Origin of the sequence: Pseudomonas algeriensis, from assembly GCF_048847255.1 — a bacterium.
In the GTDB taxonomy this organism is placed as follows: domain Bacteria; phylum Pseudomonadota; class Gammaproteobacteria; order Pseudomonadales; family Pseudomonadaceae; genus Aquipseudomonas.
This window is the reverse complement of sequence record NZ_JBKKRK010000017.1, coordinates 24004-47875: the sequence shown is the minus strand read 5'-3', so window position 1 is coordinate 47875 and position 23872 is coordinate 24004. Positions and strand designations below refer to the sequence as shown.

Sequence of the window (23872 nt, the reverse complement as noted above, 5' to 3'; positions counted from 1 at the left end):
ACATTGATGGCGAAACAATCGTTCCGCTGAGTTCGCTGACGGCACCAATGAAAAAACCGCCTCGTGGGCGGTTTCTTCATCGCGGCCTACCGATTATTTTTCGGCGCGCTCTTTCAGCGCTTTCAGCGTATTGAACGGCGCGTCCACCACGAACTTGTTAGCCAGCCAGGACGGTACATCACCCCCCGGCTCGGTGTGGACTTGGTAAGTCACTTCGATCTGGTTCGCCGCCTTGGGGGTGAACTTCCAGAAGCCTTCGACCTGCGTCACGCGCACAAAGCCTTTCTCTTCCGGCAGATAGGTAGGCACGCCCTTGAGTTTGCGAGTGAGGCTGCCATCAGCTCCTTCAACGGTAGTGACTTCCAGCACGGAGTCGCGGGCCGTGACCGGCCACGGCGTATTGAATTGGGTGTACGTCCAGCTCTTGTCGCCCTCGTGCTTGAGCAACTTCTGGCTCTTGCATTCATGGATCCATCCACACGCATCCGCAACGTCTTCCTGCAGGGCCCGCAGTTTGGCCATGGTGGTTTTCATGACGGTCACGCCGCGATAGGCCTTGTACTTCGAGCCAGCGACCTCACTCAGCGACACCTGGATACCTTCCTTTTCCTTGGCGACTTGCCAGTCTTCTGCCTGGGCGGTAGCTGTTGCCAACAGGACGGTCAATCCACACAACACAGCCATACGATGCAGCGAACCCATAATTGTTTTCCTTATCGTCCAAGTTCGTTCATGTCGTTTCCGATCGTTGTCCCACTACGCCGCCGTGACCTGCTCCCACCAGCCAATCAATCGAATGGCTTCTTCGCTGCTATTGCCGCAGACCTCAAGGTCCGCCTCAAACGCCGAACACACCGCCGGGCGTTCAGGCTGGCCGAAGATCAGGCAGAGATTACCGGCCGACAACTGCACGCAACGTTCTCCCGCCGGCTTGCCTTGTGGCATGCCAGGGATGGGAGAACTGATGGAAGGGGCGATGCAACAGGCGCCACAGCCTTCACGGCACTTCATGACGACAGGATCCTCACGACAGGTAATGATTGGTAACAGGACACAGGGTAACGGCTAAAACAGCCGTTTGAAATCGCCGTCCGGGGGTTTTTTTCGTAGTGGGTGGAGTGACCCGGCAGTCAGCGACGAACAGCAGCATTGCATGGCCTTATTGCTTGAATTCGAATTCCAGTGCCGCGCCTTCCACTTCGTTGCGCTCCTGATTGCGCAAGGGCAGCTGCATCTCGTTGCTCAACAGACGGCCGTTGAGCTGGAACGGGCCCGGCTTTTCCCCAAACATGGACGGCAACAGTGGCTCACGCTTGGGCAGGGGCACCTTGCCGGGTGGCTGCAACTGATCGACCATATCGTGTGGCAGGCTCAGGTCCAGCCTGGCCGGTGGTAAAGGGGTCTTGGCGACTTCGCGGGCCGATTTGCTCTTGGAGGCAATGGGGGCGCGCTTTTTCTTTGTGGCGGCCGTTTTGGCGGGCGTCTTTTTGACAGTCTTCTTTATCTCGGCGGTTTTCTTCGCGGTGGGCTTGGCGGCGCTGGCGGCCGGTTTCTCTTGGGCCGAAGCTGCCATGGCACTCCCCATGTCGAGGACACTCAACAGGCCGATCAAAACCCACGCAGCAGGAACAATGGCTTTCATAGACACGACGACACCTACGGCAGAGATGTCCATGCTCGCCCGATATTGAGGCGCTGACAAGCACATCGGGCCAAGCCGCTGATTTCTATAAAAACCCGCTGGCGGTCTCCTGGCACAACTGGGTCGCCAGCAACCCCAGGGTCATCAACGCACGCTCTGCCTCGCGATTCCAGGGTATGCCGCAATTCAGGCGGATGCAGTGGTTGAATTGCTCCGTATTACTGAAAATCAGCCCGGGGGCGATGCTGATGCCCTGTTGCAGCGCGCGGACGTGCAGTTCCTGGGTGTTGACCCGCCCCGGCAGGCTGACCCAAAGAATGAACCCACCGGTGGGACGACTCATCTGCGTGCCTTCCGGAAAGTGCTGTTGCACCGCCAATTGAAAAGCGCTGAGGTTCTTGCGGTACTCCTGGCGAATGTAGCGCAAGTGCCGGTCATAGCCGCCATTCTCCAGGTAAGCCGCGATCCCCATCTGAGTGACGCTGCACGCCGAATGGGTGCTGAACGTCTGGAGTCGCTGGATCTCCTGCTGGAACTTGCCGGCGATCATCCAGCCAATCCGAACGCCGGGCGAAAGGGTCTTGGAGAAACTCGAACAGTAGATCACCCGATCCAAGCGATCGTAGGCCTTCAATGCCTTGGTCCGGCCCTGTTCGAACATCAGTTCGCCATAGATATCGTCCTCGACGATCTGGATATCGAAATCCGATGCCAGGCGCAGCAGTTGTTTTTGCCGCTCTTCGGGCATCGTGCCACCCAAGGGATTGCTCAGGCGCGTGGTCAGGACCAGCGCCTTGATCGACCATTGGTTGGCCGCCAATTGCAAGGCTTCAAGGCTCATGCCAGTGACCGGGTCGCTGGGGATCTCGATGACCTTCAGGCCCAGCAGATCCGCCAGTTGCAGCAGCCCGTAGTAAGTGGGCGACTCGGCGGCGATCAAATCCCCGGGACGCGTCAGCACGCGCAAGGACATCTGCAGGGCGTCGACGCAGCCATGGGTGATGACGACCTCGGAAGGATCCACCACCACGCCGGCGTCACGCATGCGGATCGCGACTTGGCGGCGCAACGGCTCGAAGCCGGGACTGAACATGTAGCTGAACGCCCGTGGGCTGTGGAAACGCGTGACCTTGGCCAACTGCTGATGCAACGCCCGCACGGGCAGATAATCAACGCTCGGCACCGCCGCGCCCAGCGGAAACACCCCTTCGCGGCGCGACTCGACCAACACCTGTTGGATAATGCTGCTACGCGTCACCAATCCGGGGCGCTCGACCCGGGCAATGTCCGGCGTCGGCGCGGTCAACGCTGGCGTCTGGTGCACGTAATAGCCCGATTGCGGCCGCGCGCGAATCAGCCCCTGGTCTTCAAGGTTCGCATAGGCCTGGAGGACGGTGGCATGGCTGACGTTGAGCTGCGAACTCATCTTGCGCACCGAAGGCACGCGTTCACCCGGCTGATACACCCCACGCCGGATGTCTTCCGCCAACTGTTGCGCAATACGTTGATAGAGCAGGAGGTTGGTCATGACGCAGTACTCGATTTCGCAGGCGTTTTATTCTTGTCGGAAATTCTACCGGCACAGTTTAGAAGTGTACTGGGACAGTTGCCAGATTACTCGACAGTACAGTGGGTTGACAGCCCCAACTGTACTCATCCCAAACATCAAGCGAAAAAAACCCGGCGCCTCGAAGGGGCCGGGTTTTCCAGTGACGCCGTCCTCAACGGGCGGCGCCGAGCTGGCCCTTGTCATCGGAGAATACGATTTCAACGCGACGGTTCTGCGCCCGGCCACGCTCGGTTGCGTTGACGTCCACCGGGTATTGATCGCCGTAGCCTTCGACCTGGATGCGCTTTTCGTCAATGCCAAGGTCCACCAGCACGTCCGCCACGGCCTGAGCGCGGTCGCGGGACAGCTTGAGGTTTTCCTGCTTGCCGCCGGTGCTGTCCGTGTAGCCCTCGATGCGCACCACGCGCTTGGGATTGAGTTGCAGGAACTGCACGATCTTGAGCACCACGCGATTGGCCGAGTTTTTCAGCTCGGCTTCGCCGGTATCGAACAGCACATCCCCGAGGGTCATCACCAGGCCGCGATCGGTCTGGGTGGTCGCCATCGCCATGATCTGCTCTTCAAGCCACTTGCCCTGCTGCTGGACACTCAGCAGCTTGGATTCGCGCAGGGCCAGCTGCAGGCGCTGGCGCTCCAGCTCGAGCTTCGTCGCGCGCTCTTCGTTGAGCACCTGGTTGCTGTGCTCACGGGCAATCTGACTGTAGCGCTGACTCAAGTAGGCGTAATGCTGCACGTCCTCACCGCTGCCCCAGTAGCTGGACAAGCGATCGGCGCGGGCCAGGGATTCGCCGGCCCGGATCACGTCCCGGGGCGCCGCACGCAGCACATTGGCATCTTCCTTGACCTTCTGGAAGTCATCGCTGGCCTTTTCCAGCGCCACCTCGCTGCGCTGTCCGGCGCAACCGTACAGACTGGCCAGCCCCGCGAGGACCAGGACGCCCAATACTTGGGAGTGCTTCATTGGGCGTCCTCCCTCAGCTGTTTGCGCAAGCGTTTGATGCGAGTGTCGAGCACGTTCAATTGCTCCTGGCTCTTGAGCGTCAGCACCTTCGCTTCGGCCAGGCGTGCATCCAACTCGGCCTGTTCAGCGCGCATGCGCGCCTTTTTATAGGATTCATCGGCCATGTTGGATTTGGCGCGCGTGAATTTTTCTTCAGCCAGTTTCAATTCGGGTACTTCGTCGGTGGTGGCACCCACCGCACGCGCTTGCTCAATGGCCTGTTCAGTCAGGCGGATCTGTTCATTCGGCGCTGGATCGGCTGCGCAACCCGCCAGAGCCAGAACGGCCAGGGCAGCGAAAAGAGGTCGAATAGTCACTAATATTCCCTACTGTTTGGGGGCGCTGACGGGGGACTTCAACTGTGCTCTCCAACGCTCCAGATTGCGCTGCAACACAGCCTCCGCCAGGCCAGACGCGGCCAATTCTGTCATCTTTTGCGCCAGCTGTCCGCGTAACCATGGGTCATTGCAGGCGGAGTTATGGGAAAGCGCGAGGAACAAGCCCGGCTTGTCCACCGCTTGCGGTGCGGCTTGCAAGTCATTCGCCATCCCTAGCGTCTGCGCCATCGCCAGGCCCGAGTAGCGCCCCGCCAGTACATATTCCACTTCACCCAGGAGCAGTTTCTGAAAGGCCTGGGTCAGGTTGGGCGTACGGGTCACGGTGAGATTCTGCTCAGCGAAAAGGCCAAATCCCTGTGTCATGCGAGCCTTTTCCGACAAGGCGCCGTTATGCCCGTGAAGATCCTCCGGTCGCTCGACCACCAGCGTCGAATCCTTGCGTGTCCAGACCAGGTAATCGTTCTCCAGCAGTGGCGGGTGCACGTAATCCAAGGCTTGCAACCCAGTCGTGGTCAGCGGGGCATCGGTGAGCAGGTCCATGCGTCCGCTGCGCACTTCGTCCAACGCCTGGGCGCGTTTGCCGGCGTAGAGCAATTCGATCTTGATCCCCAGCGCCTGCGCCACCTGCGCCAGCAGGTCGGCCCCGGCACCGATCAAATGCTTGGGATCCTGGGGATCTTGCCAAAGATACGGCGGCGCATCGGGGCTGCCAGTAGCGATCAGGCGCTCGCATTTGCCAGCGGCGGCAGACAGCCCTGGCGCGCACGCCAACGCCCAGAACAACGACGAGCAAGCCAAACGGCGAAGATCCATGGCACTAAGCGCTCCGGAAACAGAAATAAAAAACCCGGCCAAAAGGCCGGGCTCTTTATAAGTGAAGATGCCGGATTAGACCAGCTTCTCCAGCTCAGGGATGGCTTCGAACAGGTCCGCCACCAGGCCGTAGTCGGCCACTTGGAAGATTGGCGCTTCTTCGTCCTTGTTGATCGCAACGATCACCTTGGAGTCCTTCATGCCGGCCAAGTGTTGGATCGCGCCGGAGATACCGACGGCGATGTACAGCTGTGGTGCAACGATCTTGCCGGTCTGGCCGACCTGCATGTCGTTGGGAACGAAACCGGCGTCGACCGCTGCGCGGGATGCGCCAACGGCAGCGCCCAGCTTGTCGGCCAAGGCGTACAAGTGCTTGAAGTTGTCACCGTTCTGCATGCCGCGGCCGCCGGAAACGACGATCTTGGCGGCGGTCAGCTCAGGACGATCGGACTTGGCCAGCTCTTCGTTGACGAAGCTGGAAATGCCCTTGTCGTGGGCAGCGCCCACGGCTTCAACGGCAGCCGAACCACCTTCGGCGGCAACCGGGTCGAAACCGGTGGCGCGAACGGTGATGACCTTGATCGCAGCGGTCGATTGCACGGTGGCGATGGCGTTGCCGGCGTAGATCGGACGCTTGAAGGTGTCGGCGCTTTCTACCGAAATGATTTCGGAGATCTGGTCGACGTCCAATGCAGCAGCTACGCGAGGCAGGATGTTCTTGCCGTTCGATGTCGCGGCCGCCAGGATGTGGCTGTAGCCACTGCCCAGCTCAGCTACCAATGGAGCAACGTTTTCCGGCAGTTGGTGCGCATAGGCAGCATTATCGGCGTTCAGGACTTTGCTCACGCCAGCGATCTTGGCGGCGGCTTCGGCAACGGCGCCAGCGCCCTGCCCGGCGACCAGGACGTGGACATCGCCACCGATTTTGGCGGCGGCAGCAACGGTGTTCAGCGTGGCCGGAGCCAGCGCCTTGTTATCGTGTTCGGCGATTACCAAGATAGTCATATCAGATTACCTTCGCTTCGTTTTTCAGTTTCTCGACCAGTTCAGCCACCGACTTGACCTTGATGCCGGCGCTGCGTGCAGCCGGCGCTTCGACTTTCAGGGTCTTGTTCGTGGAGGCGGTGGAAACGCCCAAAGCGTCAGGAGTCAGCACTTCAAGCGGCTTCTTCTTGGCTTTCATGATGTTTGGCAGGGACGCGTAACGCGGCTCGTTCAAACGCAGGTCGGTGGTGACGATGGCCGGCAGTTTCAGGGAAACTGTCTGCGCGCCGCCGTCGATTTCGCGAGTCACGGCAACGCTGTCGCCCGACACTTCGACTTTCGACGCGAAGGTGCCCTGGCCGTAGCCGCTCAACGCAGCGAGCATCTGGCCGGTCTGGTTGTTGTCGCTGTCGATGGCCTGCTTGCCGAGGATCACCAGCTGTGGCTGTTCCTTGTCAACTACGGCTTTCAACAGCTTGGCAACGGCCAGGGAAGTCAGGTCTTCGGCGGATTCGACGAGGATGGCGCGATCGGCACCCAGCGCGAGCGCGGTGCGCAGTTGTTCCTGGGCGGTGGTCGGGCCGATGGAAACGACGACGATCTCAGTCGCCACGCCTTTTTCTTTCAGGCGTACGGCTTCTTCTACGGCGATTTCGCAGAAAGGGTTCATCGACATCTTGACGTTGGCGAGGTCGACGCCGGAGTTGTCCGCCTTGACGCGAACCTTGACGTTATAGTCGACCACTCGTTTGACAGCTACAAGAACCTTCATGGATTCCTCGTTACTCTCCGGTGAAAAGAAAGTCGCCTGGGCGAACCTGGCGGTTGATGATCATGGGCGCAAGGGCACCTCTAAAAACGCCGGCATGAACCACACATGACCTTTGCTCACGGGAGTGAAGACCATTCGTCAGTGATGACCGATGAGTCATTCATTATCGCGGCGTGTAAACTGCGCGTCCGAACCGCGCAACTCGTCACTTTGTGCTGCCTTCGCCCTGTCTTTAGAGGTGCTCTTGGAACCAACAGTCAGCCTACGGCGAGCGCAAAACCGCCCGTATCTTGACCGGAACGTCTATTCCGGTCAATACGGCAAAATGGTCAGTCATAAGCCGTACGTCAGTGATTTATCTGGGCTGCGGCAATTTCAAACAAACGTTTGTATTGGACCCTGAGAGTGGTGTAGATATAATGCGCCGCTTAAGAGAGAAGCGCGGGTCATCCATTGTCGCTTTCGTCGCTTCGCGAAGGAAACAACGGATGCAACGCCAAACCTCCAATTAGAAAAAACTGTTGAGCCTTGAGTAGGAGATAGCCTGTGGAACGCGAATACATGGAATTCGACGTGGTCATCGTCGGTGCCGGCCCCGCTGGCCTGTCTGCCGCTTGCCGACTGAAACAGAAGGCCGCCGAAGCCGGTAAGGAAGTCAGCGTCTGCGTGGTCGAAAAAGGCTCCGAAGTCGGCGCGCACATCCTCTCCGGCGCGGTGTTCGAACCGCGCGCCCTGAACGAACTATTTCCGGATTGGAAAGAACTCGGCGCACCGTTGAACACGCCGGTCAAGCGCGATGACATTTATGTCCTGAGAAACGCCGAGGCCGCGAGCAAAATCCCTGACTTCTTTGTGCCCAAGACCATGCACAACGAAGGCAACTATATTATTTCCCTGGGCAACCTATGCCGCTGGCTGGCCCAGCAGGCCGAGAACCTGGGCGTGGAAATCTACCCGGGCTTCGCCGCCCAGGAAGCGCTGTTCGACGAAAACGGCGTGGTTCGCGGCATCATCACCGGCGACTTGGGTGTCGACCGCGAAGGCAATCCGAAAGAAGGCCTCTACACCCCTGGAATGGAGTTGCGCGGCAAGTACACGCTGTTCGCCGAAGGCTGCCGTGGCCACATTGGCAAGCAATTGATCAAGCGCTTCAACCTGGACAGCGAAGCCGACACCCAGCACTACGGCATCGGCCTGAAGGAAATCTGGGAAATCGACCCGGCCAAGCATCAACCAGGCTTGGTGGTGCACACCGCCGGCTGGCCGCTGGACATCATGGGCACCGAAAATACCGGCGGCTCTTTCCTTTATCACCTGGAAAACAACCAAGTGGTCGTCGGCTTGATCGTCGACCTGTCCTACAGCAACACCTTCCTGTCACCATTCGACGAGTTCCAGCGCCTCAAGCATCACCCTGTGCTCAAGCAGTATCTGGAAGGCGGCAAGCGCGTCAGTTACGGCGCTCGCGCCATCGCCAAGGGCGGCCTGAACTCGCTGCCCAAGATGGTCTTCAAGGGCGGCGCGCTGATCGGTTGCGACCTCGGCACCCTGAACTTCGCCAAGATCAAGGGCAGTCACACCGCGATGAAATCCGGCATGCTCGCTGCCGAAGCCGTGGCTGATCGCCTGTTCGCCGAGTCCGAAGGCGGCGATGAACTGACGGCCTATGTCGACAGTTTCAAGAACAGCTGGCTGTATGAAGAGCTGTTCGCCAGCCGCAACTTCGGCGCGGCGATCCACAAGTACGGTGCGATCATCGGCGGCGGTTTCAACTGGCTCGACCAGAACATTTTCGGCGGCAAGATTCCATTCACGCTGCGCGACACCAAGCCAGATTATGCTTGCCTGAAACCTGCGGCCGAATGCAAGAAGATCGACTACCCGAAGCCGGACGGCAAGATCAGCTTCGACAAGCTCAGCTCGGTGTTCATCTCCGGTACCAACCATGAAGAAGAGCAGCCTTGCCACCTGAAGCTGACCGACCCGAGCATCCCGATCAGCAAGAACCTGCCGCTGTACGACGAACCGGCCCAGCGCTACTGCCCGGCCGGCGTTTATGAAGTGGTTACCAAGGAGGATGGCGAGAAGCGCTTCCAGATCAACGCCCAGAACTGCGTTCACTGCAAGACCTGCGACATCAAGGACCCTGCACAGAACATCACCTGGGTCACGCCGGAAGGCGCCGGCGGACCGACTTACCCGAACATGTAAGCCGGAACGCTGAACATCGAGGCTCCCGCAATGGGGGCCTTTTTGTTGCCCGCGATTCCGGGAAGCACACCGAACCAAAGTGGGAGCGAGCCTGCTCGCGAAGTGGTGTCTCAGTCGACATGTGTGTTGAATGGTAAACCGCTTTCGCGAGCAGGCTCGCTCCCACAGGGTTCCCTGCACAATTCAGGCGGCGCGTTCGTCCCCTGGGTTGCGCTCGAAGTAACGCTTGTACTCCCGGCTGAATTGCGACGGGCTCTGATACCCCACCTGGTGCGCGACCTGGGCCACGCTCATGCCCTCGCAGAGCAGCAGCCGCTGGGCCTTGAGTAGGCGCAATCGCTTCAGGTACTGCACCGGCGATAGCAACGTGCTGCGCTTGAAATGCTCGTGAAAGGTCGAAGCACTCATGTTCGCGCGACTGGCCAGGATCTCGACGTTCAACGGTTCGGTGAAGTGCGCATGCAAATGGCCCAGGGCAGCGGCAATCCGGGCGAACTGGCCCTGTTGTTCCACCAACGCCCGCAGCACATCGGCCTGGGGTCCGCGCAACGCGACGAACAGCAGCTCCCGCAGCCGCGCCTGGCCCATGACCTGGCATTCCAACGGGTCGTGCAAGCAGCGCAACAAGCGCTCGACACACCCACGCATGGCGTCATCGAGCACTGCGCAAGTCATGGACTCCGGCGTCTGAGGCGGCAGATTCCGCCCCGGCATCAACCCCATGGCCAGCACCAGGTCGCCCAGCATCGCCCGATCGATCGCAACGGAAACTCCATACAGCGGAGCATTGGGCATGGCGTAGGTTTCGCATTCGAACGGCACCGGCAGGGCCTGGATCAGATAATGCCCCGCGCCATATTCCATTGTGCGGGGCCCCAGGTACGCCAGTTTGCTGCCCTGGGCAATGATCACCAGGCTCGGTTCGTAAAGCTGCGGGCCACGAGCGACGTCCTGGCTGGCGCGAAGCGCGTGCACCCCTGGCAGTCGCGTAGGAACAAAACCGTCGTGGGTCGCCAAAGGTTCTATCAGCGAAACCAGCGTGGCGTTGGCATCGAGATGACGGGTCAGCAGCATGAGAGAAAACTTCACGAAGAAAGGGATGAAAACATCATCGCAGGTCTGGCGCCACATGGAATCGAATCCTGGCCAACGCCGTAGGATTAGGCATGACAGGCGTAGGAATCGCCATCGCCACCGGCCGCCCTGCCTCCCAGAATGAACCCCTCACCGTTCAATGATAGCGAGGTCCATCATGTACACAGCCATCGGCTATGCCGCCCAATCGGCCACCACGCCCCTCGCCCCCATGAAGTTCGAGCGCCGCAGCCCGCGCGCGGACGATGTGGCGATCGAAATTCTCTACTGCGGCGTCTGCCACTCCGACATCCATCAGGCCCGGAACGAATGGGGCATCGCCGTCTATCCGCTGATGCCCGGCCACGAAATCATCGGCAAAGTCACCGCCGTGGGGGCGAATGTCACCCATCACAAGGTCGGCGACCTGGTAGGCGTAGGCTGCATGGTCGACTCCTGCCGCGAATGCGAAGCTTGCCGTGCCGATCTGGAACAATACTGCCTGGAAGGCATGACCCAGACCTACGCCAGCCCGGACCACGTGAGCGGCGGCCACACCATGGGTGGCTATTCCGACAGCATCGTGGTCAGCCAGCATTTTGTACTGCGCGTCCCTCAGACACTCGACCCGGCCAGCGCCGCGCCGCTGCTCTGCGCAGGCATCACCACCTACTCTCCCCTCAAGCATTATGGCGTGAAGGCCGGAGACAAGGTCGGCGTGCTGGGGATGGGTGGCCTGGGCCACATGGGCATCAAGTTCGCCAAGGCCATGGGCGCGGAAGTGACGTTGTTCACCCGCTCGGCGAGCAAGGCAGAAGAAGCCCGTCGCCAAGGCGCGGACCATGTGATCGTGTCCACCGACGCCGAACAGATGGCGGCCGCCGCCGGACGTTTCAACTTCCTGCTGGACACCATTCCGGTGCAGCACGACCTCAATCCCTACCTCGATACGCTGCATTTCAACGGCGTGCACATCATCGTCGGCCTGGTCGAGCCGGTCGACCCACCCGTACACGCGGCAAAGCTGATCCTGGGTCGCCGAGTGTTGGCCGGCTCGCTGATTGGCGGCATCGCCGAAACCCAGGAAATGCTGGATTTCTGCGCAAAACATAACATCAGCTGCGACATTGAAATACTCGACATCCGCCAGATCAACGAGGCCTACAGCCGCATGATCGCCGGGGATGTGAAGTACCGCTTCGTCATCGACATGGCGACGCTCAAGGCCTGACGTTCGTCAAACCTTGGCACCCAGTTCCGCCGACAGCCGGGCTGTGACCCCTTTGACCAGGGGAATCAGCTCGGCCATCTTTTCCAAAGGCATGTACGGCACCGTGCTGGCGATGCTGATACCGGCGACGATGCGCTTGCCGGCGTCACGGATCGGCGCCGCCACACAGCGGATCGACGGTTCGTTGTCCTCCAGGTCGAAGGCATAGCCCCCCGCCACATACTCCACCATCCGTTGCTGGAACTGTTCCCAGGATTGCTCCTGGTGCTGCGGCCAGAATTGATTCTTCCCACCCGCCGGCAGGCTGATTTCGTACAGCCGCTTCCATTGTTCCTGGGCATCATCGAGCATCAGCGCCTTGCCGATCCCTGTCCGCGCCAACGGCATGCGATGGCCCACGCGCGAACGCATTTCCGGCCCGTTACGCCCCGGATTCTTCAGCAGATACAAGACCTCGTCGCCCTCGCGAATCGCCAGGTGAACGGTGTCCCCGGTGAGCGCCGACAACTCGTCCAGGTACGGCCCCGCCAGGCTCACCAGTGGCAACTCTTCCCGAGCCTGGAAACCCAGCTCGATCAACTTCGGCCCCAGCAGGTAACCCACTTGCGGCACCACGCGCAGGTAACGTTCGTCCACCAGGCAACTGGCCAGGCGGTGGGTGGTGCTGCGGGTGGTGCCGATCAGCCGGGCGATTTCCTTCAAGTCGCGAGCACCGCTGGCGACCGCCTGGACCACGCCCAGGCCGCGCAGCAAGGTCTGCGTGCCAGTAGGAGCGGCATCCTTGATGATTTTTGGATCGTCTTGCTGCATATCCGGCCTTCAACAGTGCGGGGAACGGGCGGCATTATGGTCGCCCGCCCCGTCGGACTACAACTCGATGCGCTCGACCTTCCCGACCAGCAGGATGTAGGACAGCGCCCCGGCCAATGCCAATACGGCGATATAGGTAATGGCCGGGGCAAACGAATCACCGCTGGCAAGGAAGCCGATGACAATCGGCGTGGCGATGGCCGCCAGATTACCGATGAGATTGAACACCCCGCCGGTCAAACCGAGCAACCGCGCCGGTGCCAAGGTGGAAACCAGTGACCACGTGATCGACGCCAGGCCATTGCCGAAGAACGCCAGGGCCAGGAAGGCGATCACCAGGGGCGTCGACTCCACGAAGTTGGCGCCGATGATCGAGGTGGAAATCAGCAGCCCGCCAATGATCGGCAGCTTGCGCGCAAAACCCACCGTGGCGCCCCGGCGGATCAACCAGTCCGAGAAGAAGCCGGAACACAGCACGCCGACGAATGCCGCAAGGAACGGCAACGACGCCAGCAAGCCGGACTTGATGAAGTCCATGCCGCGATACTTCACCAGGTAGGTCGGGAACCACGTCAGGAAAAACCACAGCGTGGAGTTGAGGCAGAACTGTCCCAGGTAGATACCCCATAACTTGCGTTGGGTCAGGACGATGCCCAGGTCGCTCCAGCTGAATTTGGCCTTGGCCTTGGCGGTATCGGCCTGGATGTCCACCAGCCCCCCACCCTCACGGATCAACTCGATTTCCGCGGCATTGGCGCCCTTGAAATCCCGAGGCTCGCGATATACCGCATACCAGATCACCGCCCAGAGAATGCCCACCGCGCCCGTGGCGACAAACACCATGTGCCAACCAAACGCGTGTTGCAGCCACGCCAGCACCGGAGTCAAAAATGCGAGCCCAACGAACTGCCCGGAGGTATAGAAACCAATGGCCGTGGCCCGCTCGCGCTCGGGAAACCAGGTGGTGACCACGCGGCTGTTGATCGGATAAGCCGGCGCTTCCAGGGCACCGACGGCCATGCGCAGCACGAACAGCGCGATGAAACTGGCGGCAAAACCGAGCATCACCGTGGCCGCCGACCACAGCAACAATGCCACGCTATACAGGATGCGCGGCGGAACCCGGTCCACCAGCCAGCCGCCGGGGATCTGCATGGCGGCGTAGGTCCAGCCGAACGCCGAGAAAATCAGCCCGACGTGGATCGGGTCGATGCCCAGGTCGCTGGTCAATGCGGGGGCCGCGATCGAGAGATTGCTGCGGTCCAGGTAGTTGATCACCACCGTGATGAACAGCAACACCATGATGAAAAAACGCTTGCGGCTGGGCGTCACCGACGACGCCTGCGCGCTCAGGGTGTGCGCTTGCATGTGAGGTGCCTCTTTTTATGTTTATTGAGGAAACGGGCGCATCGAAGAAGATCTCCTGCTTGCGAAGATCAAATTGTGGGAGCGAGCTTGCTCCCACAGGGTCAGGCGTGACTCACCATTCGGCAAAACTGCCATCGGCATGGCGCCAGATCGGGTTGCGCCAGCGATGGCCAATGGCCGCGCGCTCGATGACGTATTCCTCATTGATCTCGATACCCAGGCCAGGACCGTTCGGAATTTTCACGAAGCCTTGGTCATAGTCGAACACTCGCGGGTCCTTGATGTAGTCCAGCAAGTCATTGCTTTCGTTGTAATGGATGCCCAGGCTCTGCTCCTGGATAAACGCGTTGTAGCAAGCCGCGTCCAGTTGCAGGCACGCCGCCAGGGCGATCGGACCCAACGGGCAATGCAGTGCCAGCGCCACATCGTAGGCCTCGGCCATGTTGGCGATCTTGCGGGTTTCGGTGATGCCGCCGGCGTGGGACGCATCCGGCTGGATGATGTCCACATAGCCTTCGCTGAGCACCCGCTTGAAATCCCATCGCGAGAACAACCGCTCGCCCAGGGCAATCGGGGTACTGGTCAGCGGCGCCAGTTCCTTGAGGGCTTCGTAGTTTTCGCTGAGCACCGGTTCTTCAATGAACATCAGCTTGAAGGGGTCGAGCTCCTTCATCAGAACCTTGGCCATTGGCTTGTGCACACGGCCGTGGAAATCCACGCCAATGCCGACGTTCGGCCCGACCGCGTCGCGCACCGCTGCCACGTTGGCCAGGGCCAGGTCGACTTTTTCGAAGGTATCGAGGAACTGCAGTTCTTCGGTGCCGTTCATCTTCACCGCCGTGAAGCCGCGTCCCACCGCCTCTTTCGCCGCTCGGGCGGTGTCCGCCGGCCGGTCGCCGCCGATCCATGAATAGACACGGATCTTGTCCCGCACCTGGCCGCCCAACAGATCGCTGACCGACACACCCAGGGCCTTGCCCTTGATGTCCCACAACGCTTGGTCGATACCGGCCAGGGCGCTCATGTGGACGGCCCCGCCGCGGTAGAAGCCACCGCGATAGAGCACGGTCCAGATGTCTTCGATGTTGCGTGGGTCTTTGCCGATCAGGTAGTCGGACAATTCTTCAACCGCAGCCGCCACTGTGTGGGCACGGCCTTCGACCACGGGTTCGCCCCAACCGGTCACGCCCTCATCGGTCTCGACCTTGAGGAAGCACCAGCGCGGCGGAACGATAAACGTGGTCAGCTTGGTGATTTTCATCTTGTTGTCTCTCTTGTCAGATGCAGCGCTCGGAGCGCTGGAAAAGTCTTCAGTTCAAGGCATTCCATGCGGCCACATAGGCCTTGGCGCGCACCGCCACTTGATCTGCTGTCAGGCCCGGCTTGAACAACCCGGAACCCAGGCCGAAACCCTTGACGCCGGCTTCGACGAACACCGCCATGTTGTCCGGCGTAATCCCGCCCACCGGCACCAGCACGGTCCCGGCCGGTAACACCGCGAGCCAGGCCTTGACCACCGCCGGGCCCATTTGCTCGGCGGGGAACATCTTCAGCACATGAGCGCCCTCGGCCAGCGCGGCGAAAGCTTCGGTCGGCGTGGCGACGCCGGGCGACAGGTACAGGCCCGCCGCTTTTGCCGCCCGCAAGACCTTCGGGTCACTGTGAGGCATGACGATCACCTGGCCACCGGCGGCCTTGACCTGCTCCACCTGCTCCGGGGTCAGCACGGTACCCGCGCCGATCAGGCAATCGGCGGGCAAGGTACTGCGCAGGATGCGGATACTTTCGTACGGTTCGGGGGAATTGAGCGGCACTTCGATGACTCGAAATCCCTCGCTATACAGGACTTCGCCGATAGGTGCCGCCTCCTCGGGGCGCAGGCCGCGAAGAATCGCGATCAGCCCGTTGTGCGCCAATGCTTGTTTGAGCATGTCAGGTCTCCAGTCAGGTTTAACGCGACGCGGTGGGTCCGAGCAGCCCGGCGGCCAAGGCCAGTTGCCACAAACCGCGCTCGGTGGCCTGTTCGGCCAGGATCACGCGGGCGAAACCGCAGGCGTCGAGGGCCCGCTGGTAACGGGCGCAGAGTTGAGAATTGCCAATCAGCACGACCGTCGGCAGGTGAACGCTGTTGCGCCGTTGACGTTGCACGGCGGCCAGGGCCGTCAACTCATGGCCGATCAGCACACCCGACAGGTAATCGGCCTGGGCGCTCGCGCCGAGCTCGCCGGTCAGGCCCAGGCTGCGGGCGCTGAACACGGTGGACAGCGGGCCAATCTGCCCATCCGACGACAGCGCCACCTGCACGCCGCGATCGAAAGCCACGCCATCGAACGCCGCGCCGCGCTGCTGGGTGCGGCCGAGAATGCTGTGGTCGCTGAGCACGGCGAAGATCTCGCCGGTCATGAAGGTGTCGAAATGGACGATGCAGCCCTCGGCCGCCTCCACCCATTTCGAATGGCTGCCCGGCAAGCCGATCAGCACCGCTTCGTTGGGCAAGCCAGGCAACGCACCGAGCACCTGGGTTTCTTCGCCGCGCATCACATTGGGCAGTCGGGAGCGTTGGATTACCCCTGGCACGATGTGAACATCAACACCGCGAAGGCTCCGGATAATTTGTAGGGAATGTCCGAGATTGGCGACGTTTGCCGGCGTGTCGCAGTAAGGCGCTTCCCGCCAACCTTGGGCGCTGCCCACCATGCCGCAGGCGATGACGGGCAAGCCTGGCTGCGCATCGAGCCAATCGCCGCAGGCTTCATCGAAGGCCAGCTCAAAACCGTCGATGCAGACCTGGCCCGCTATCGTCCGCGGCCCGGACGGCAACTGCATGATCCCCGACGACAGCGAACGCTGCTCGAGCACCTCGCCTCCCGCGGCTAGTTTGTAGGCCCGTAATGAGGTCGTTCCCCAATCGAGCGCGATCAATTGCGCCTGCATCCGCTTCACCTGTTTTGTTTATTGGGCAGTGAGTGACGCGGACTATAAACCCGGACGCAGGAAAATCTCAATATATAAATATCTCTCCCACATATTGGGATATCAATTCTATCGTGAAGGCATCGCCATCCACCCAAGACCCTGCTACGTTTCTGACCGGACGCCAAACAACTTAGGGAAAAAGTGATGGGACAATTGTTGAAGATCCTCGGCCGCACTTCCTCGATTAACGTCAGAAAGGTCTTGTGGACTTGCCAGGAACTGGAAATCTCCTACGAGCGCGAAGACTGGGGCATCGGCTTCGCGTCGACCCATGACCCGGCGTTCCTGGCATTGAATCCCAACGCCCAGGTGCCGGTGATTGTCGACGAGAGCGGCGTGCTCTGGGAGTCGAACACCATTTGCCGCTATCTGGTGGGCAAGCACGGGCGCAGCGACCTGCTGCCTGTCGAGCCTGCCGCACGGGCGCGTGTAGAGCAGTGGATGGATTGGCAAGCCACCGAGCTCAATCCGTCGTGGGGCGATGCGTTTTACGGACTGGTGCGCAAGCACCCGGATTTCCAGGACCCACAACTCATCGCCGCCGGCGTCAAAGGCTGGAATGAGAAGATGGGCTTGCTGGAACAACAGCTGGACCACACCGGCGCCTACGTAGCCGGTGCGGACTTTTCCCTTGCAGACGTACTCATTGGCCTATCCGTACACCGCTGGCGGCAGACGCCCATGGAGCGTCCGGACTATCCAGCCGTAGCCGCTTATTGCACGCGACTCCAACAGCGACCCGGGTTTACCCAGTGGGCGTCCGACGCGTACTCATGAACGTCAGTTGCCGTTAGCGAAGTCCCGGAGCACCTTGCCATCCATCCGGTAGCGCACCCACTCTTCCTGCGGTTGCGCGCCGAGGGATTTGTAGAAGTCGATGGCCGGGGTGTTCCAGTCCAGCACGCTCCACTCGAAGCGACCACAATCGTTGTCGCAGGCGATCTTCGCCAGATGTCGCAATAAGGTTTTGCCCGCCCCGCCACCGCGCTGTTCAGGCGTGATGTACAAGTCTTCCAAGTACAGGCAATTACTGCCCAACCAAGTGGAATAGCTGAAGAAAAACACTGCAAAACCGATCGGCACGCCATCGCGCAGGCAGATCAAGCCGTGGGCGGTGGCGCCTTCGCTGAACAGGCTGCGCTCGATGTCGGCCACGCTGGCGATGACTTCGTGGCGAGCTTTTTCGTAATCGGCCAGCTCAGTGATGAAAGCAAGGATTTGCGGCGCATCGCTGGGCTGCGCGGGACGGATTTCGATGGACATGAACAGGCCTTGTCGCCAATTGAAAGCATCATACTAAGCCGCTCTGAGGCGCTCGTCACACCTTCTAAAGACACCCCCAATAGCGCCGTTCGTCGCCCCTGCGGCACCAACCCCACTCCAGCGCGGCCAAAAATCTGGCAAGCATTTCAAAAAATGGAGGCGACACCATGATCAATTCAAGGCTGACTGCACTCACATTCGCCACGCTGCTGTCTTCGGCGGCTTTCGCGGCCACGACCAGTGGCACCGGACCGACCGACCCGGTTCAGGCACCCAACTCGCCGGCCACCCAAGGTTTGCCCAAACTGAACACCGATGGCACGGGCGGCACCTTGAACAATGGCCAGCCGCCTGCCACAGGCACCGATCCGCGGGTCCAAGGCAACGACACGGGCCGCCAGGGCGGGATGAACACACCTGACTCCACTGCGCCCGACAATGCCGATACTGGCGTGGGTTCAAAAACCACAACCGGAGGTTCAGGCTCTGAAGGTGGTGGGGCCTCCAGTCAATAACTTCTACCCAGCCATTGAGGAGGACCGTCCCATGCCTCGTGGAAGCAAAGACAAGTACACCGATGAGCAGAAGCGCAAGGCCGAGCACATCGAAGACAGCTATGAGCAAAAAGGTGTGTCGCAAGGCGAGGCCGAGGCTCGGGCCTGGGCCACGGTGAACAAGCAATCGGGAGGCGGCGAACGCTCTGGTGGATCCGGCAAGAAGAAACCCGCCGAAGCCAAGCAATCCGACCGCAAGGAATCGGCCCGGCGCGCCGCCAAGAGCCGCGAAGGCCAGCCGCGCACCAGCAAAGCCTCCCATGAGGCTCAGACCGTGGACAGCTTGATGAAAGAAGCCCGGGCAAAAAATATTCCCGGACGCTCGAAAATGCGCAAGCAGGAACTGGTCGAGGCGTTGCGCAAGGCGGGGTAAAGCGAAAACTGTGGAAGCGGGCCTGCTCGCGAATGCGGTGGGTCAGCTAAGGAAGTGTCGGATGTGCCGACGCCTTCGCGAGCAGGCTCGCTCCCCCAGGTTTTTGTGCCTGGCTCAGGACTTCGGAACAGTGCAGAGCCAGTGTGGGAGCGAGCCTGCTCCGGGCGGCGATCCGACGATGGCGGCAGGTCAGCCTCCAATAATCTTCAACGCTGTTTCAACCTGTCAATCACCACCGCCAGCAGCAGGATCGAGCCGCGGATGACGTACTGGTAGAACGTATCGATGTTCTTCAGGTTCATCGCGTTCTCGATGATCGCCAGGATCAGCACGCCGGCGATGACATGGCGAATCATGCCGATGCCGCCGCTCAACGAAACGCCACCCAGAACACAAGCAGAGATCACGGTCAGTTCGAAACCCTGGCCGATCATCGGCTGGCCCGAGGTCATGCGCGACGCCAGGATGACGCCTGCCAGCGCACCAATCACACCGTGCACGGCGAAGATGATGATCTTGGTGCGATCAACGTTAACGCCTGCCAGCAATGCCGCTTCCTGGTTGCCGCCGATGGCCATGGTGTTGCGCCCATAAGTGGTGTAGTTCAGCAGCCAGCCGAAGAACAGAAAGCAGGCAATGGTGATCAGGATCGGCACCGGCACACCGAACATCTGGCCGTTACCAAAGACGAAAAACGATTCTTCCGACACCCCAACCGCCTTGCCGTTGGCAAAGATGTAGGCCAGGCCGCGTACGATCTGCATGGTCGCCAGCGTGGTAATCAGCGCATTGACCCGCAGCTTCGCGATGACGATGCCGTTGATCAGGCCGACAATCAGCCCCATCACCAACGCCGCGCTCACGCCGAGAAATACGCTATTGGTGTCACGCATCACGACGGCCGCGACGACGCCGGCGCAGGCAATCACCGAACCCACCGACAGGTCGAAATGCCCGGACGCCAGGCAATACAGCATGGTGCATGCCGCGATGCCGGTGGTGGAAATCGCCAGGCCCAGGCCGCGCATGTTCAGCGGCGACAGGAAGTTGTCGATCATCAGGGTGCAGAGCACGAAGATGCCGATGGCCGCCAGCAGCATGACCCAGTCGTCGAGGAAGCGGCGCAGGTCCAGGGGTTTGCGCGCCGTTGGCAGTGCATTGTTTTGGATGGTCATGATTTACCTCTCAGTTCGCCGCGTCGGCAACGCGTTGGCGCGGCAGCGCCAGTTGCAGCAGGTTGGATTCGTCGGCCTGGTCACGCGGCAACTCGCCGCGCATGGCCCCTTCGCACAGCACCAGGATCCGGTCGGAAATGCCCATCACTTCCATCAAGTCACTGGACACCACAATCACCGCGATGCCATCGGCCGCCAGGTTGTGGATAATCTGGTAGATCTCGGCCTTGGCGCCGATGTCGATGCCTCGCGTCGGCTCGTCAAGCAGCAGGACTTTCATCGGCATGGAAAGCCAGCGTCCCAGGATTGCTTTCTGCTGGTTACCGCCGGACAAGTACATGATTTTCTGGCTCGCCGCCGGGGTCTTCACTTTGAGCGACTTGATCTGCTTGTCGGCATTGCCCCGCTCCCACTCGCCACGCAACAGGCAGCCGAGCGCGGAATGAGCCGGACGGGCGCTGATGTTGATGTTCTCGGCCACGCTGCCCAACGGAATGATGCCCTCCTTCTTGCGATCTTCCGGACAGAGCAGCACACCGGCGGCGATGGCATCCCGGGGGGAACGCAGTTTCAATTCCTTGCCGTGCAGGACCAGGCTGCCCTCGCTCTGACGTTCCAGGCCACTGAGCAAACGCAGCAGCTCGGTACGACCGGCGCCGACCAGCCCGAACAAGCCAAGGATCTCGCCCTTGTGTACATGGAAACTCACCGGTTCGCGCAAGCCCGGCCCGAGCAGGCCTTTCACCTGCAACGCCACATCGCCGCGCTCCCGGGGGCGGTAGTCATAAATGTCTTGGATATCGCGACCGACCATGCACGTGACCAACTGATCGTGGGTCAGCTCACTCATGTTCTCGAAGGTGCGGACATAACGACCGTCCTTGAAGACCGTCACCGCGTCACAGATGCGGAACACCTCCTCCATGCGGTGGCTGACGTACAGCACCACTTTGCCCTCGTCCCGAAGGCGGGCAATGATCGTCATCAAACGGTCGATTTCCCGGGCCGACAGGCTGCTGGTCGGTTCGTCGAAGGCAATGACGTGGGCGCCACGGGACAAGGCCTTGGCGATTTCCACCAACTGGCGCTGGCCAAGGGACAGACGACCGACTTTTTCCTGCGGGTCGATTTCGTCCGCCAGCCCTTTGAGCAATGTCAACGCCTGCTGACGCAGTACGCCGCGATTGACGAGGCCGAAACGCGCCGGCAAATGACCGAGGAACAAGTTCTCCGCGACGGTCATTTCCGGCACCAGGTGCAATTCCTGGTGAATCACCGCCACACCGCTGGCGATGCTGTCGGCGGTGCCTTTGAAGGCCATCGTCTGCTCGCCGATCTGCAAGTCGCCGCTGCTCGGGATGTAGGCGCCCCCGAGGATTTTCAGCAACGTGGACTTGCCCGCGCCGTTCTCGCCCATCAAGGCATGCACCTGCCCCGGATGAGCAACGAAACTGATATTGGCCAGCGCCTGCACGCCAGGAAAGGACTTGCCGATCCCGTTGAATCGCAAGCTGCCGCCGATGTTGTGTTGCCGTGTCGCTGTTTGCGCTTGCATAACCACCTCGAACTCACAGAGATCAAGCGACCCTGCCACTCATGTGGCCAGGGCCGCTTTTGAATCAACCGGCCGTCAGTTCCACAGGCCGATCTTTTCCAGCTCTTGCTTGAAGTTCTCCCGGGTGATCAGCGTCACCTCGTCCATGGCGGTGTACTTCGGCGGTTCCTTGCCGGTGGTGATCCACTCGTACATCATTTCGGCGGTCTTGTAGCCTTCGATGTGCGGGCTTGGCAACATCGAACCGAAGAAGCCGCTGTCCGGTTTCTTCAACTCGCCGATGGCGTCGGTGCCGTTGATGCCGATGCCGATCACGTTGGCCGCCTTGAAGCCGGCTGCTTCGGTGGCGCGCACGCCGCCCAGCACGGTGTTGTCGTTCATACCGCCGATGATCAGGTTTTTCGCAGCGCTTGGCAGCTTCACCAGCGCCGAGTTGGTGGAGTCCATGCTGCCGGGGACGTCGAGGGTCTTGAGCGCCGCAAACAGAATGTGGTCTTCCGGCATCCCGGCTTTCTTCAAGGCATCGACCGAACCGTCGGTGCGCTTCTTGCCGGTGTCCAGTTCGTTGAAGGTGTTGATCACCGCGTAGGTGTCTTTCCAGTCCCAGTTACGCTTTTTCGCCTCGGCGGCCATCGCGGCGCCCTGCTTCTGGCCCACCTCGAAGGCCGCCATGCCCAGGTATGGCACGTCCTCCATGAACTTGCCTTTGGCGTCGACGAAACGGTCGTCGACGGCGATCACCTTGAGATCGTTAAGCTTGGCCTTGGCCATGATGGCTGGGCCGAGAGACACGTCCGGCGGGCAGATCACGAAGCCCTTGGCACCGTTGGCGGCAAGGCTGTCGATGGCCGAAAGGGTTTTTTCGCCATCGGGCACGGCGATTTTGATCAACTCGAAGCCCTTGTCCTTGCTCGCCTTCTCGGCGAAAGCCCACTCAGTCTGGAACCAGGGCTCCTCCGCCTGCTTGACCAGGAAACCGATTTTTACCGGATCCGCTGCCAGCAGGCTGCTGCTAAGGCTGACCGCGGTCACCGCCAGGGCGGCACGACACAGGGAACGGATCCCACGACGATATTTCATAGCTGACTCCTTGTTTTTTTTATTGAAAGCCAAACGTCCAGGGATCTGCTCCACATGGGTGGAATTGCGCAGGCTGGCCGGTCAAATCGTGTTACTGCACAAGCATAGGTGTAAATAGTCATATCGTATGATGATTGGATTACAGGCGAAGTTTCCCTCCGCAATCCAAGAATGCTCAGTCGTGGTACATGACCGAACGCCCACCATCGATGGTGATGCATGAGGCATTGATGAACGGTGCTTCGTCACTGGCCAGGAATACGGCCGTCATTGCCACTTCAATCGGCTGCCCGATGCGCCGTGGCGGGTGCAGGTCCAGCGCGCGCTGGCGTTCGGCCTGGGGATCGGCAAAGCCGTTCCAGTAGTCGACGTTCAGTTGAGTCTCGATGTAGCCCGGCGCAATGGCGTTCACCCGCACGCCCTTGGGTGCGTACTCGATGCCCAGGGCACGGGTCAGGCCCAGCAGGCCATGTTTGGCTACGGGGTATGGGAAACAACCGGGAATGATGTGGGACGAATGGGTCGACGCGATGTTGATGATGCTGCCCACGCCCTGTTCGATCATCTGCGGCAACACCGCCTTGCAACCGTACCAAGCACCATCCAGGTCGATGGCGAAGCAACGGCGCCAGTCCTCTTCGGTCATTTCCAGTGGATCGCGGAACACGTTGATGCCTGCGCAGTTCACCAGCACGTCGATGCGACCATGCAACTCGACCGCCCGGCGGGCCATGACGTGCAAATCCTGTTGGTTCGAGACATCAACCTTCAGCGCTTGGACATCCGCACCCTGTCGACGCCAATGGGCGGCGACGGTTTCGACCTTTTCCCCCTGGATGTCGCTGATGACCAGCCGGGCCTGTTGCGAAGCGAACGCGGCGACAATGGCCTCGCCGATGCCCTGGGCAGCGCCGGTCAACAGCACGACCTTGTCTTTCAGGCGTTCGCCCTTCATGGGCTCAGGCACCGGCGGCAAGCAAAGCGCTTCAGCCATGGACGGGGCCTCCAGTGCAAACACACGACAAAAACCGGACACCCAACGATGGCCGGTTCAAAAGCTGTGGGCTCAACACTGATTCGCGA

The 23872-nt window shown here is 60.7% G+C and carries 25 protein-coding genes; 5 read left to right on the top strand and 20 right to left on the bottom strand.

The genetic code is table 11. From position 1 onward, the window contains the following. Positions 1 to 93: 93 nt before the first annotated feature. The 9 genes from ACLK1G_RS21325 to ACLK1G_RS21285 form a co-directional block, all read right to left on the bottom strand. Positions 94 to 702: an START domain-containing protein gene (locus ACLK1G_RS21325; protein WP_420767217.1), complete on the bottom strand. Its 609-nt coding sequence runs from the start codon at positions 700 to 702 to the stop codon at positions 94 to 96. A 54-nt stretch (positions 703 to 756) separates the two neighbouring features. After that, positions 757 to 1011, bottom strand: a complete 255-nt coding sequence (locus ACLK1G_RS21320; protein WP_420767216.1) for a YkgJ family cysteine cluster protein — start codon at positions 1009 to 1011, stop codon at positions 757 to 759. A 148-nt stretch (positions 1012 to 1159) separates the two neighbouring features. Next, on the bottom strand, positions 1160 to 1642 hold the full coding sequence (locus tag ACLK1G_RS21315) for a translation initiation factor 2 (RefSeq protein WP_420767215.1): 483 nt from the start codon (positions 1640 to 1642) through the stop codon (positions 1160 to 1162). A gap of 85 nt (positions 1643 to 1727) precedes the next feature. Continuing rightward, positions 1728 to 3170, bottom strand: coding sequence for an aminotransferase-like domain-containing protein (locus ACLK1G_RS21310; protein WP_420767214.1), 1443 nt, complete (start codon positions 3168 to 3170; stop codon positions 1728 to 1730). Positions 3171 to 3363: 193 nt separating this feature from the next. Continuing rightward, on the bottom strand, positions 3364 to 4173 hold the full coding sequence (locus ACLK1G_RS21305; RefSeq protein WP_420767213.1) for an OmpA family protein: 810 nt from the start codon (positions 4171 to 4173) through the stop codon (positions 3364 to 3366). After that, positions 4170 to 4529, bottom strand: coding sequence for a DUF4398 domain-containing protein (locus ACLK1G_RS21300; RefSeq protein WP_420767212.1), 360 nt, complete (start codon positions 4527 to 4529; stop codon positions 4170 to 4172). Before ACLK1G_RS21300 ends, ACLK1G_RS21305 begins: the two co-directional genes overlap by 4 nt. A 9-nt stretch (positions 4530 to 4538) precedes the next feature. Then, positions 4539 to 5363: a substrate-binding periplasmic protein gene (locus tag ACLK1G_RS21295; protein ID WP_420767211.1), complete on the bottom strand. Its 825-nt coding sequence runs from the start codon at positions 5361 to 5363 to the stop codon at positions 4539 to 4541. A gap of 75 nt (positions 5364 to 5438) precedes the next feature. Next, complete coding sequence (locus ACLK1G_RS21290) at positions 5439 to 6368, bottom strand: electron transfer flavoprotein subunit alpha/FixB family protein (protein ID WP_420767210.1); 930 nt, start codon at positions 6366 to 6368, stop codon at positions 5439 to 5441. Between the two features lies 1 nt (position 6369). Next, entirely contained in the window at positions 6370 to 7119 is a 750-nt protein-coding gene (locus tag ACLK1G_RS21285; protein WP_007908338.1) for an electron transfer flavoprotein subunit beta/FixA family protein, read from the bottom strand. Between the two features lie 546 nt (positions 7120 to 7665). Between ACLK1G_RS21285 and ACLK1G_RS21280 the strand changes: the two genes are divergently transcribed. Beyond that, a complete protein-coding gene (locus ACLK1G_RS21280; RefSeq protein ID WP_420767209.1) occupies positions 7666 to 9330 on the top strand; it encodes an electron transfer flavoprotein-ubiquinone oxidoreductase in 1665 nt (554 codons plus the stop codon). 183 nt (positions 9331 to 9513) lie between these two features. On the opposite strand, the gene ACLK1G_RS21275 is transcribed toward ACLK1G_RS21280, so the two are convergent. Then, the gene (locus tag ACLK1G_RS21275; protein ID WP_420767269.1) at positions 9514 to 10404 is read right to left on the bottom strand and encodes an AraC family transcriptional regulator; all 891 of its coding nucleotides are present in this window, start codon (positions 10402 to 10404) and stop codon (positions 9514 to 9516) included. 178 nt (positions 10405 to 10582) lie between these two features. Here ACLK1G_RS21275 and ACLK1G_RS21270 point away from each other — a divergent pair, with 178 nt between their 5' ends. Then, complete coding sequence (locus tag ACLK1G_RS21270; RefSeq protein ID WP_420767208.1) at positions 10583 to 11635, top strand: NAD(P)-dependent alcohol dehydrogenase; 1053 nt, start codon at positions 10583 to 10585, stop codon at positions 11633 to 11635. A gap of 6 nt (positions 11636 to 11641) precedes the next feature. Here the strand turns inward: ACLK1G_RS21270 and ACLK1G_RS21265 are convergent, their stop codons facing one another. The 5 genes from ACLK1G_RS21265 to ACLK1G_RS21245 form a co-directional block, all read right to left on the bottom strand. After that, a complete protein-coding gene (locus ACLK1G_RS21265) occupies positions 11642 to 12445 on the bottom strand; it encodes an IclR family transcriptional regulator (protein WP_420767207.1) in 804 nt (267 codons plus the stop codon). Positions 12446 to 12502: 57 nt separating this feature from the next. After that, positions 12503 to 13813: an MFS transporter gene (locus ACLK1G_RS21260; protein WP_420767206.1), complete on the bottom strand. Its 1311-nt coding sequence runs from the start codon at positions 13811 to 13813 to the stop codon at positions 12503 to 12505. 112 nt (positions 13814 to 13925) lie between these two features. Further along, positions 13926 to 15074, bottom strand: a complete 1149-nt coding sequence (gene dgoD / locus ACLK1G_RS21255) for a galactonate dehydratase (RefSeq protein ID WP_420767205.1) — start codon at positions 15072 to 15074, stop codon at positions 13926 to 13928. A gap of 49 nt (positions 15075 to 15123) precedes the next feature. Next, complete coding sequence (locus ACLK1G_RS21250) at positions 15124 to 15744, bottom strand: 2-dehydro-3-deoxy-6-phosphogalactonate aldolase (RefSeq protein WP_420767204.1); 621 nt, start codon at positions 15742 to 15744, stop codon at positions 15124 to 15126. A 19-nt stretch (positions 15745 to 15763) separates the two neighbouring features. Next, positions 15764 to 16747, bottom strand: a complete 984-nt coding sequence (locus ACLK1G_RS21245) for a 2-dehydro-3-deoxygalactonokinase (RefSeq protein WP_420767203.1) — start codon at positions 16745 to 16747, stop codon at positions 15764 to 15766. Between the two features lie 186 nt (positions 16748 to 16933). On the opposite strand from ACLK1G_RS21245, the gene ACLK1G_RS21240 reads away from it, so the two are divergent. Continuing rightward, positions 16934 to 17566 (top strand): glutathione S-transferase family protein, encoded by a 633-nt coding sequence (locus ACLK1G_RS21240; RefSeq protein ID WP_420767202.1) that lies wholly within the window; start codon positions 16934 to 16936, stop codon positions 17564 to 17566. Positions 17567 to 17569: 3 nt separating this feature from the next. Here the strand turns inward: ACLK1G_RS21240 and ACLK1G_RS21235 are convergent, their stop codons facing one another. Continuing rightward, complete coding sequence (locus ACLK1G_RS21235; protein WP_030137727.1) at positions 17570 to 18052, bottom strand: GNAT family N-acetyltransferase; 483 nt, start codon at positions 18050 to 18052, stop codon at positions 17570 to 17572. Positions 18053 to 18219: 167 nt separating this feature from the next. Here ACLK1G_RS21235 and ACLK1G_RS21230 point away from each other — a divergent pair, with 167 nt between their 5' ends. Next, positions 18220 to 18567, top strand: coding sequence for a hypothetical protein (locus ACLK1G_RS21230; protein ID WP_420767201.1), 348 nt, complete (start codon positions 18220 to 18222; stop codon positions 18565 to 18567). Between the two features lie 31 nt (positions 18568 to 18598). Then, positions 18599 to 18979 (top strand): Rho termination factor N-terminal domain-containing protein, encoded by a 381-nt coding sequence (locus tag ACLK1G_RS21225; protein WP_420767200.1) that lies wholly within the window; start codon positions 18599 to 18601, stop codon positions 18977 to 18979. Between the two features lie 206 nt (positions 18980 to 19185). Here ACLK1G_RS21225 and araH read toward each other — a convergent pair whose 3' ends face one another. The 4 genes from araH to ACLK1G_RS21205 all read right to left on the bottom strand — a co-directional run bounded on the left by araH (position 19186) and on the right by ACLK1G_RS21205 (position 23783). Further along, a complete protein-coding gene (gene araH / locus ACLK1G_RS21220; RefSeq protein ID WP_420767199.1) occupies positions 19186 to 20154 on the bottom strand; it encodes an L-arabinose ABC transporter permease AraH in 969 nt (322 codons plus the stop codon). A 10-nt stretch (positions 20155 to 20164) separates the two neighbouring features. Then, the gene (gene araG / locus ACLK1G_RS21215; protein WP_420767198.1) at positions 20165 to 21709 is read right to left on the bottom strand and encodes an L-arabinose ABC transporter ATP-binding protein AraG; all 1545 of its coding nucleotides are present in this window, start codon (positions 21707 to 21709) and stop codon (positions 20165 to 20167) included. Between the two features lie 75 nt (positions 21710 to 21784). Continuing rightward, positions 21785 to 22789 (bottom strand): substrate-binding domain-containing protein, encoded by a 1005-nt coding sequence (locus ACLK1G_RS21210; RefSeq protein WP_420767197.1) that lies wholly within the window; start codon positions 22787 to 22789, stop codon positions 21785 to 21787. 175 nt (positions 22790 to 22964) lie between these two features. Continuing rightward, the gene (locus tag ACLK1G_RS21205) at positions 22965 to 23783 is read right to left on the bottom strand and encodes an SDR family oxidoreductase (protein WP_420767196.1); all 819 of its coding nucleotides are present in this window, start codon (positions 23781 to 23783) and stop codon (positions 22965 to 22967) included. Positions 23784 to 23872: the final 89 nt, after the last annotated feature.

Coding starts and splice junctions, on each gene's coding strand:
- ACLK1G_RS21325 (WP_420767217.1), bottom strand. CDS start 702: ATGGGTTCGCTGCATCGTATGGCTGTGTTGTGTGGATTGACCGTCCTG.
- ACLK1G_RS21320 (WP_420767216.1), bottom strand. CDS start 1,011: ATGAAGTGCCGTGAAGGCTGTGGCGCCTGTTGCATCGCCCCTTCCATC.
- ACLK1G_RS21315 (WP_420767215.1), bottom strand. CDS start 1,642: ATGAAAGCCATTGTTCCTGCTGCGTGGGTTTTGATCGGCCTGTTGAGT.
- ACLK1G_RS21310 (WP_420767214.1), bottom strand. CDS start 3,170: ATGACCAACCTCCTGCTCTATCAACGTATTGCGCAACAGTTGGCGGAA.
- ACLK1G_RS21305 (WP_420767213.1), bottom strand. CDS start 4,173: ATGAAGCACTCCCAAGTATTGGGCGTCCTGGTCCTCGCGGGGCTGGCC.
- ACLK1G_RS21295 (WP_420767211.1), bottom strand. CDS start 5,363: ATGGATCTTCGCCGTTTGGCTTGCTCGTCGTTGTTCTGGGCGTTGGCG.
- ACLK1G_RS21290 (WP_420767210.1), bottom strand. CDS start 6,368: ATGACTATCTTGGTAATCGCCGAACACGATAACAAGGCGCTGGCTCCG.
- ACLK1G_RS21285 (WP_007908338.1), bottom strand. CDS start 7,119: ATGAAGGTTCTTGTAGCTGTCAAACGAGTGGTCGACTATAACGTCAAG.
- ACLK1G_RS21275 (WP_420767269.1), bottom strand. CDS start 10,404: ATGCTGCTGACCCGTCATCTCGATGCCAACGCCACGCTGGTTTCGCTG.
- ACLK1G_RS21270 (WP_420767208.1), top strand. CDS start 10,583: ATGTACACAGCCATCGGCTATGCCGCCCAATCGGCCACCACGCCCCTC.
- ACLK1G_RS21265 (WP_420767207.1), bottom strand. CDS start 12,445: ATGCAGCAAGACGATCCAAAAATCATCAAGGATGCCGCTCCTACTGGC.
- ACLK1G_RS21260 (WP_420767206.1), bottom strand. CDS start 13,813: ATGCAAGCGCACACCCTGAGCGCGCAGGCGTCGTCGGTGACGCCCAGC.
- dgoD (WP_420767205.1), bottom strand. CDS start 15,074: ATGAAAATCACCAAGCTGACCACGTTTATCGTTCCGCCGCGCTGGTGC.
- ACLK1G_RS21250 (WP_420767204.1), bottom strand. CDS start 15,744: ATGCTCAAACAAGCATTGGCGCACAACGGGCTGATCGCGATTCTTCGC.
- ACLK1G_RS21245 (WP_420767203.1), bottom strand. CDS start 16,747: ATGCAGGCGCAATTGATCGCGCTCGATTGGGGAACGACCTCATTACGG.
- ACLK1G_RS21240 (WP_420767202.1), top strand. CDS start 16,934: ATGGGACAATTGTTGAAGATCCTCGGCCGCACTTCCTCGATTAACGTC.
- ACLK1G_RS21235 (WP_030137727.1), bottom strand. CDS start 18,052: ATGTCCATCGAAATCCGTCCCGCGCAGCCCAGCGATGCGCCGCAAATC.
- ACLK1G_RS21230 (WP_420767201.1), top strand. CDS start 18,220: ATGATCAATTCAAGGCTGACTGCACTCACATTCGCCACGCTGCTGTCT.
- ACLK1G_RS21225 (WP_420767200.1), top strand. CDS start 18,599: ATGCCTCGTGGAAGCAAAGACAAGTACACCGATGAGCAGAAGCGCAAG.
- araH (WP_420767199.1), bottom strand. CDS start 20,154: ATGACCATCCAAAACAATGCACTGCCAACGGCGCGCAAACCCCTGGAC.
- araG (WP_420767198.1), bottom strand. CDS start 21,709: ATGCAAGCGCAAACAGCGACACGGCAACACAACATCGGCGGCAGCTTG.
- ACLK1G_RS21210 (WP_420767197.1), bottom strand. CDS start 22,789: ATGAAATATCGTCGTGGGATCCGTTCCCTGTGTCGTGCCGCCCTGGCG.
- ACLK1G_RS21205 (WP_420767196.1), bottom strand. CDS start 23,783: ATGGCTGAAGCGCTTTGCTTGCCGCCGGTGCCTGAGCCCATGAAGGGC.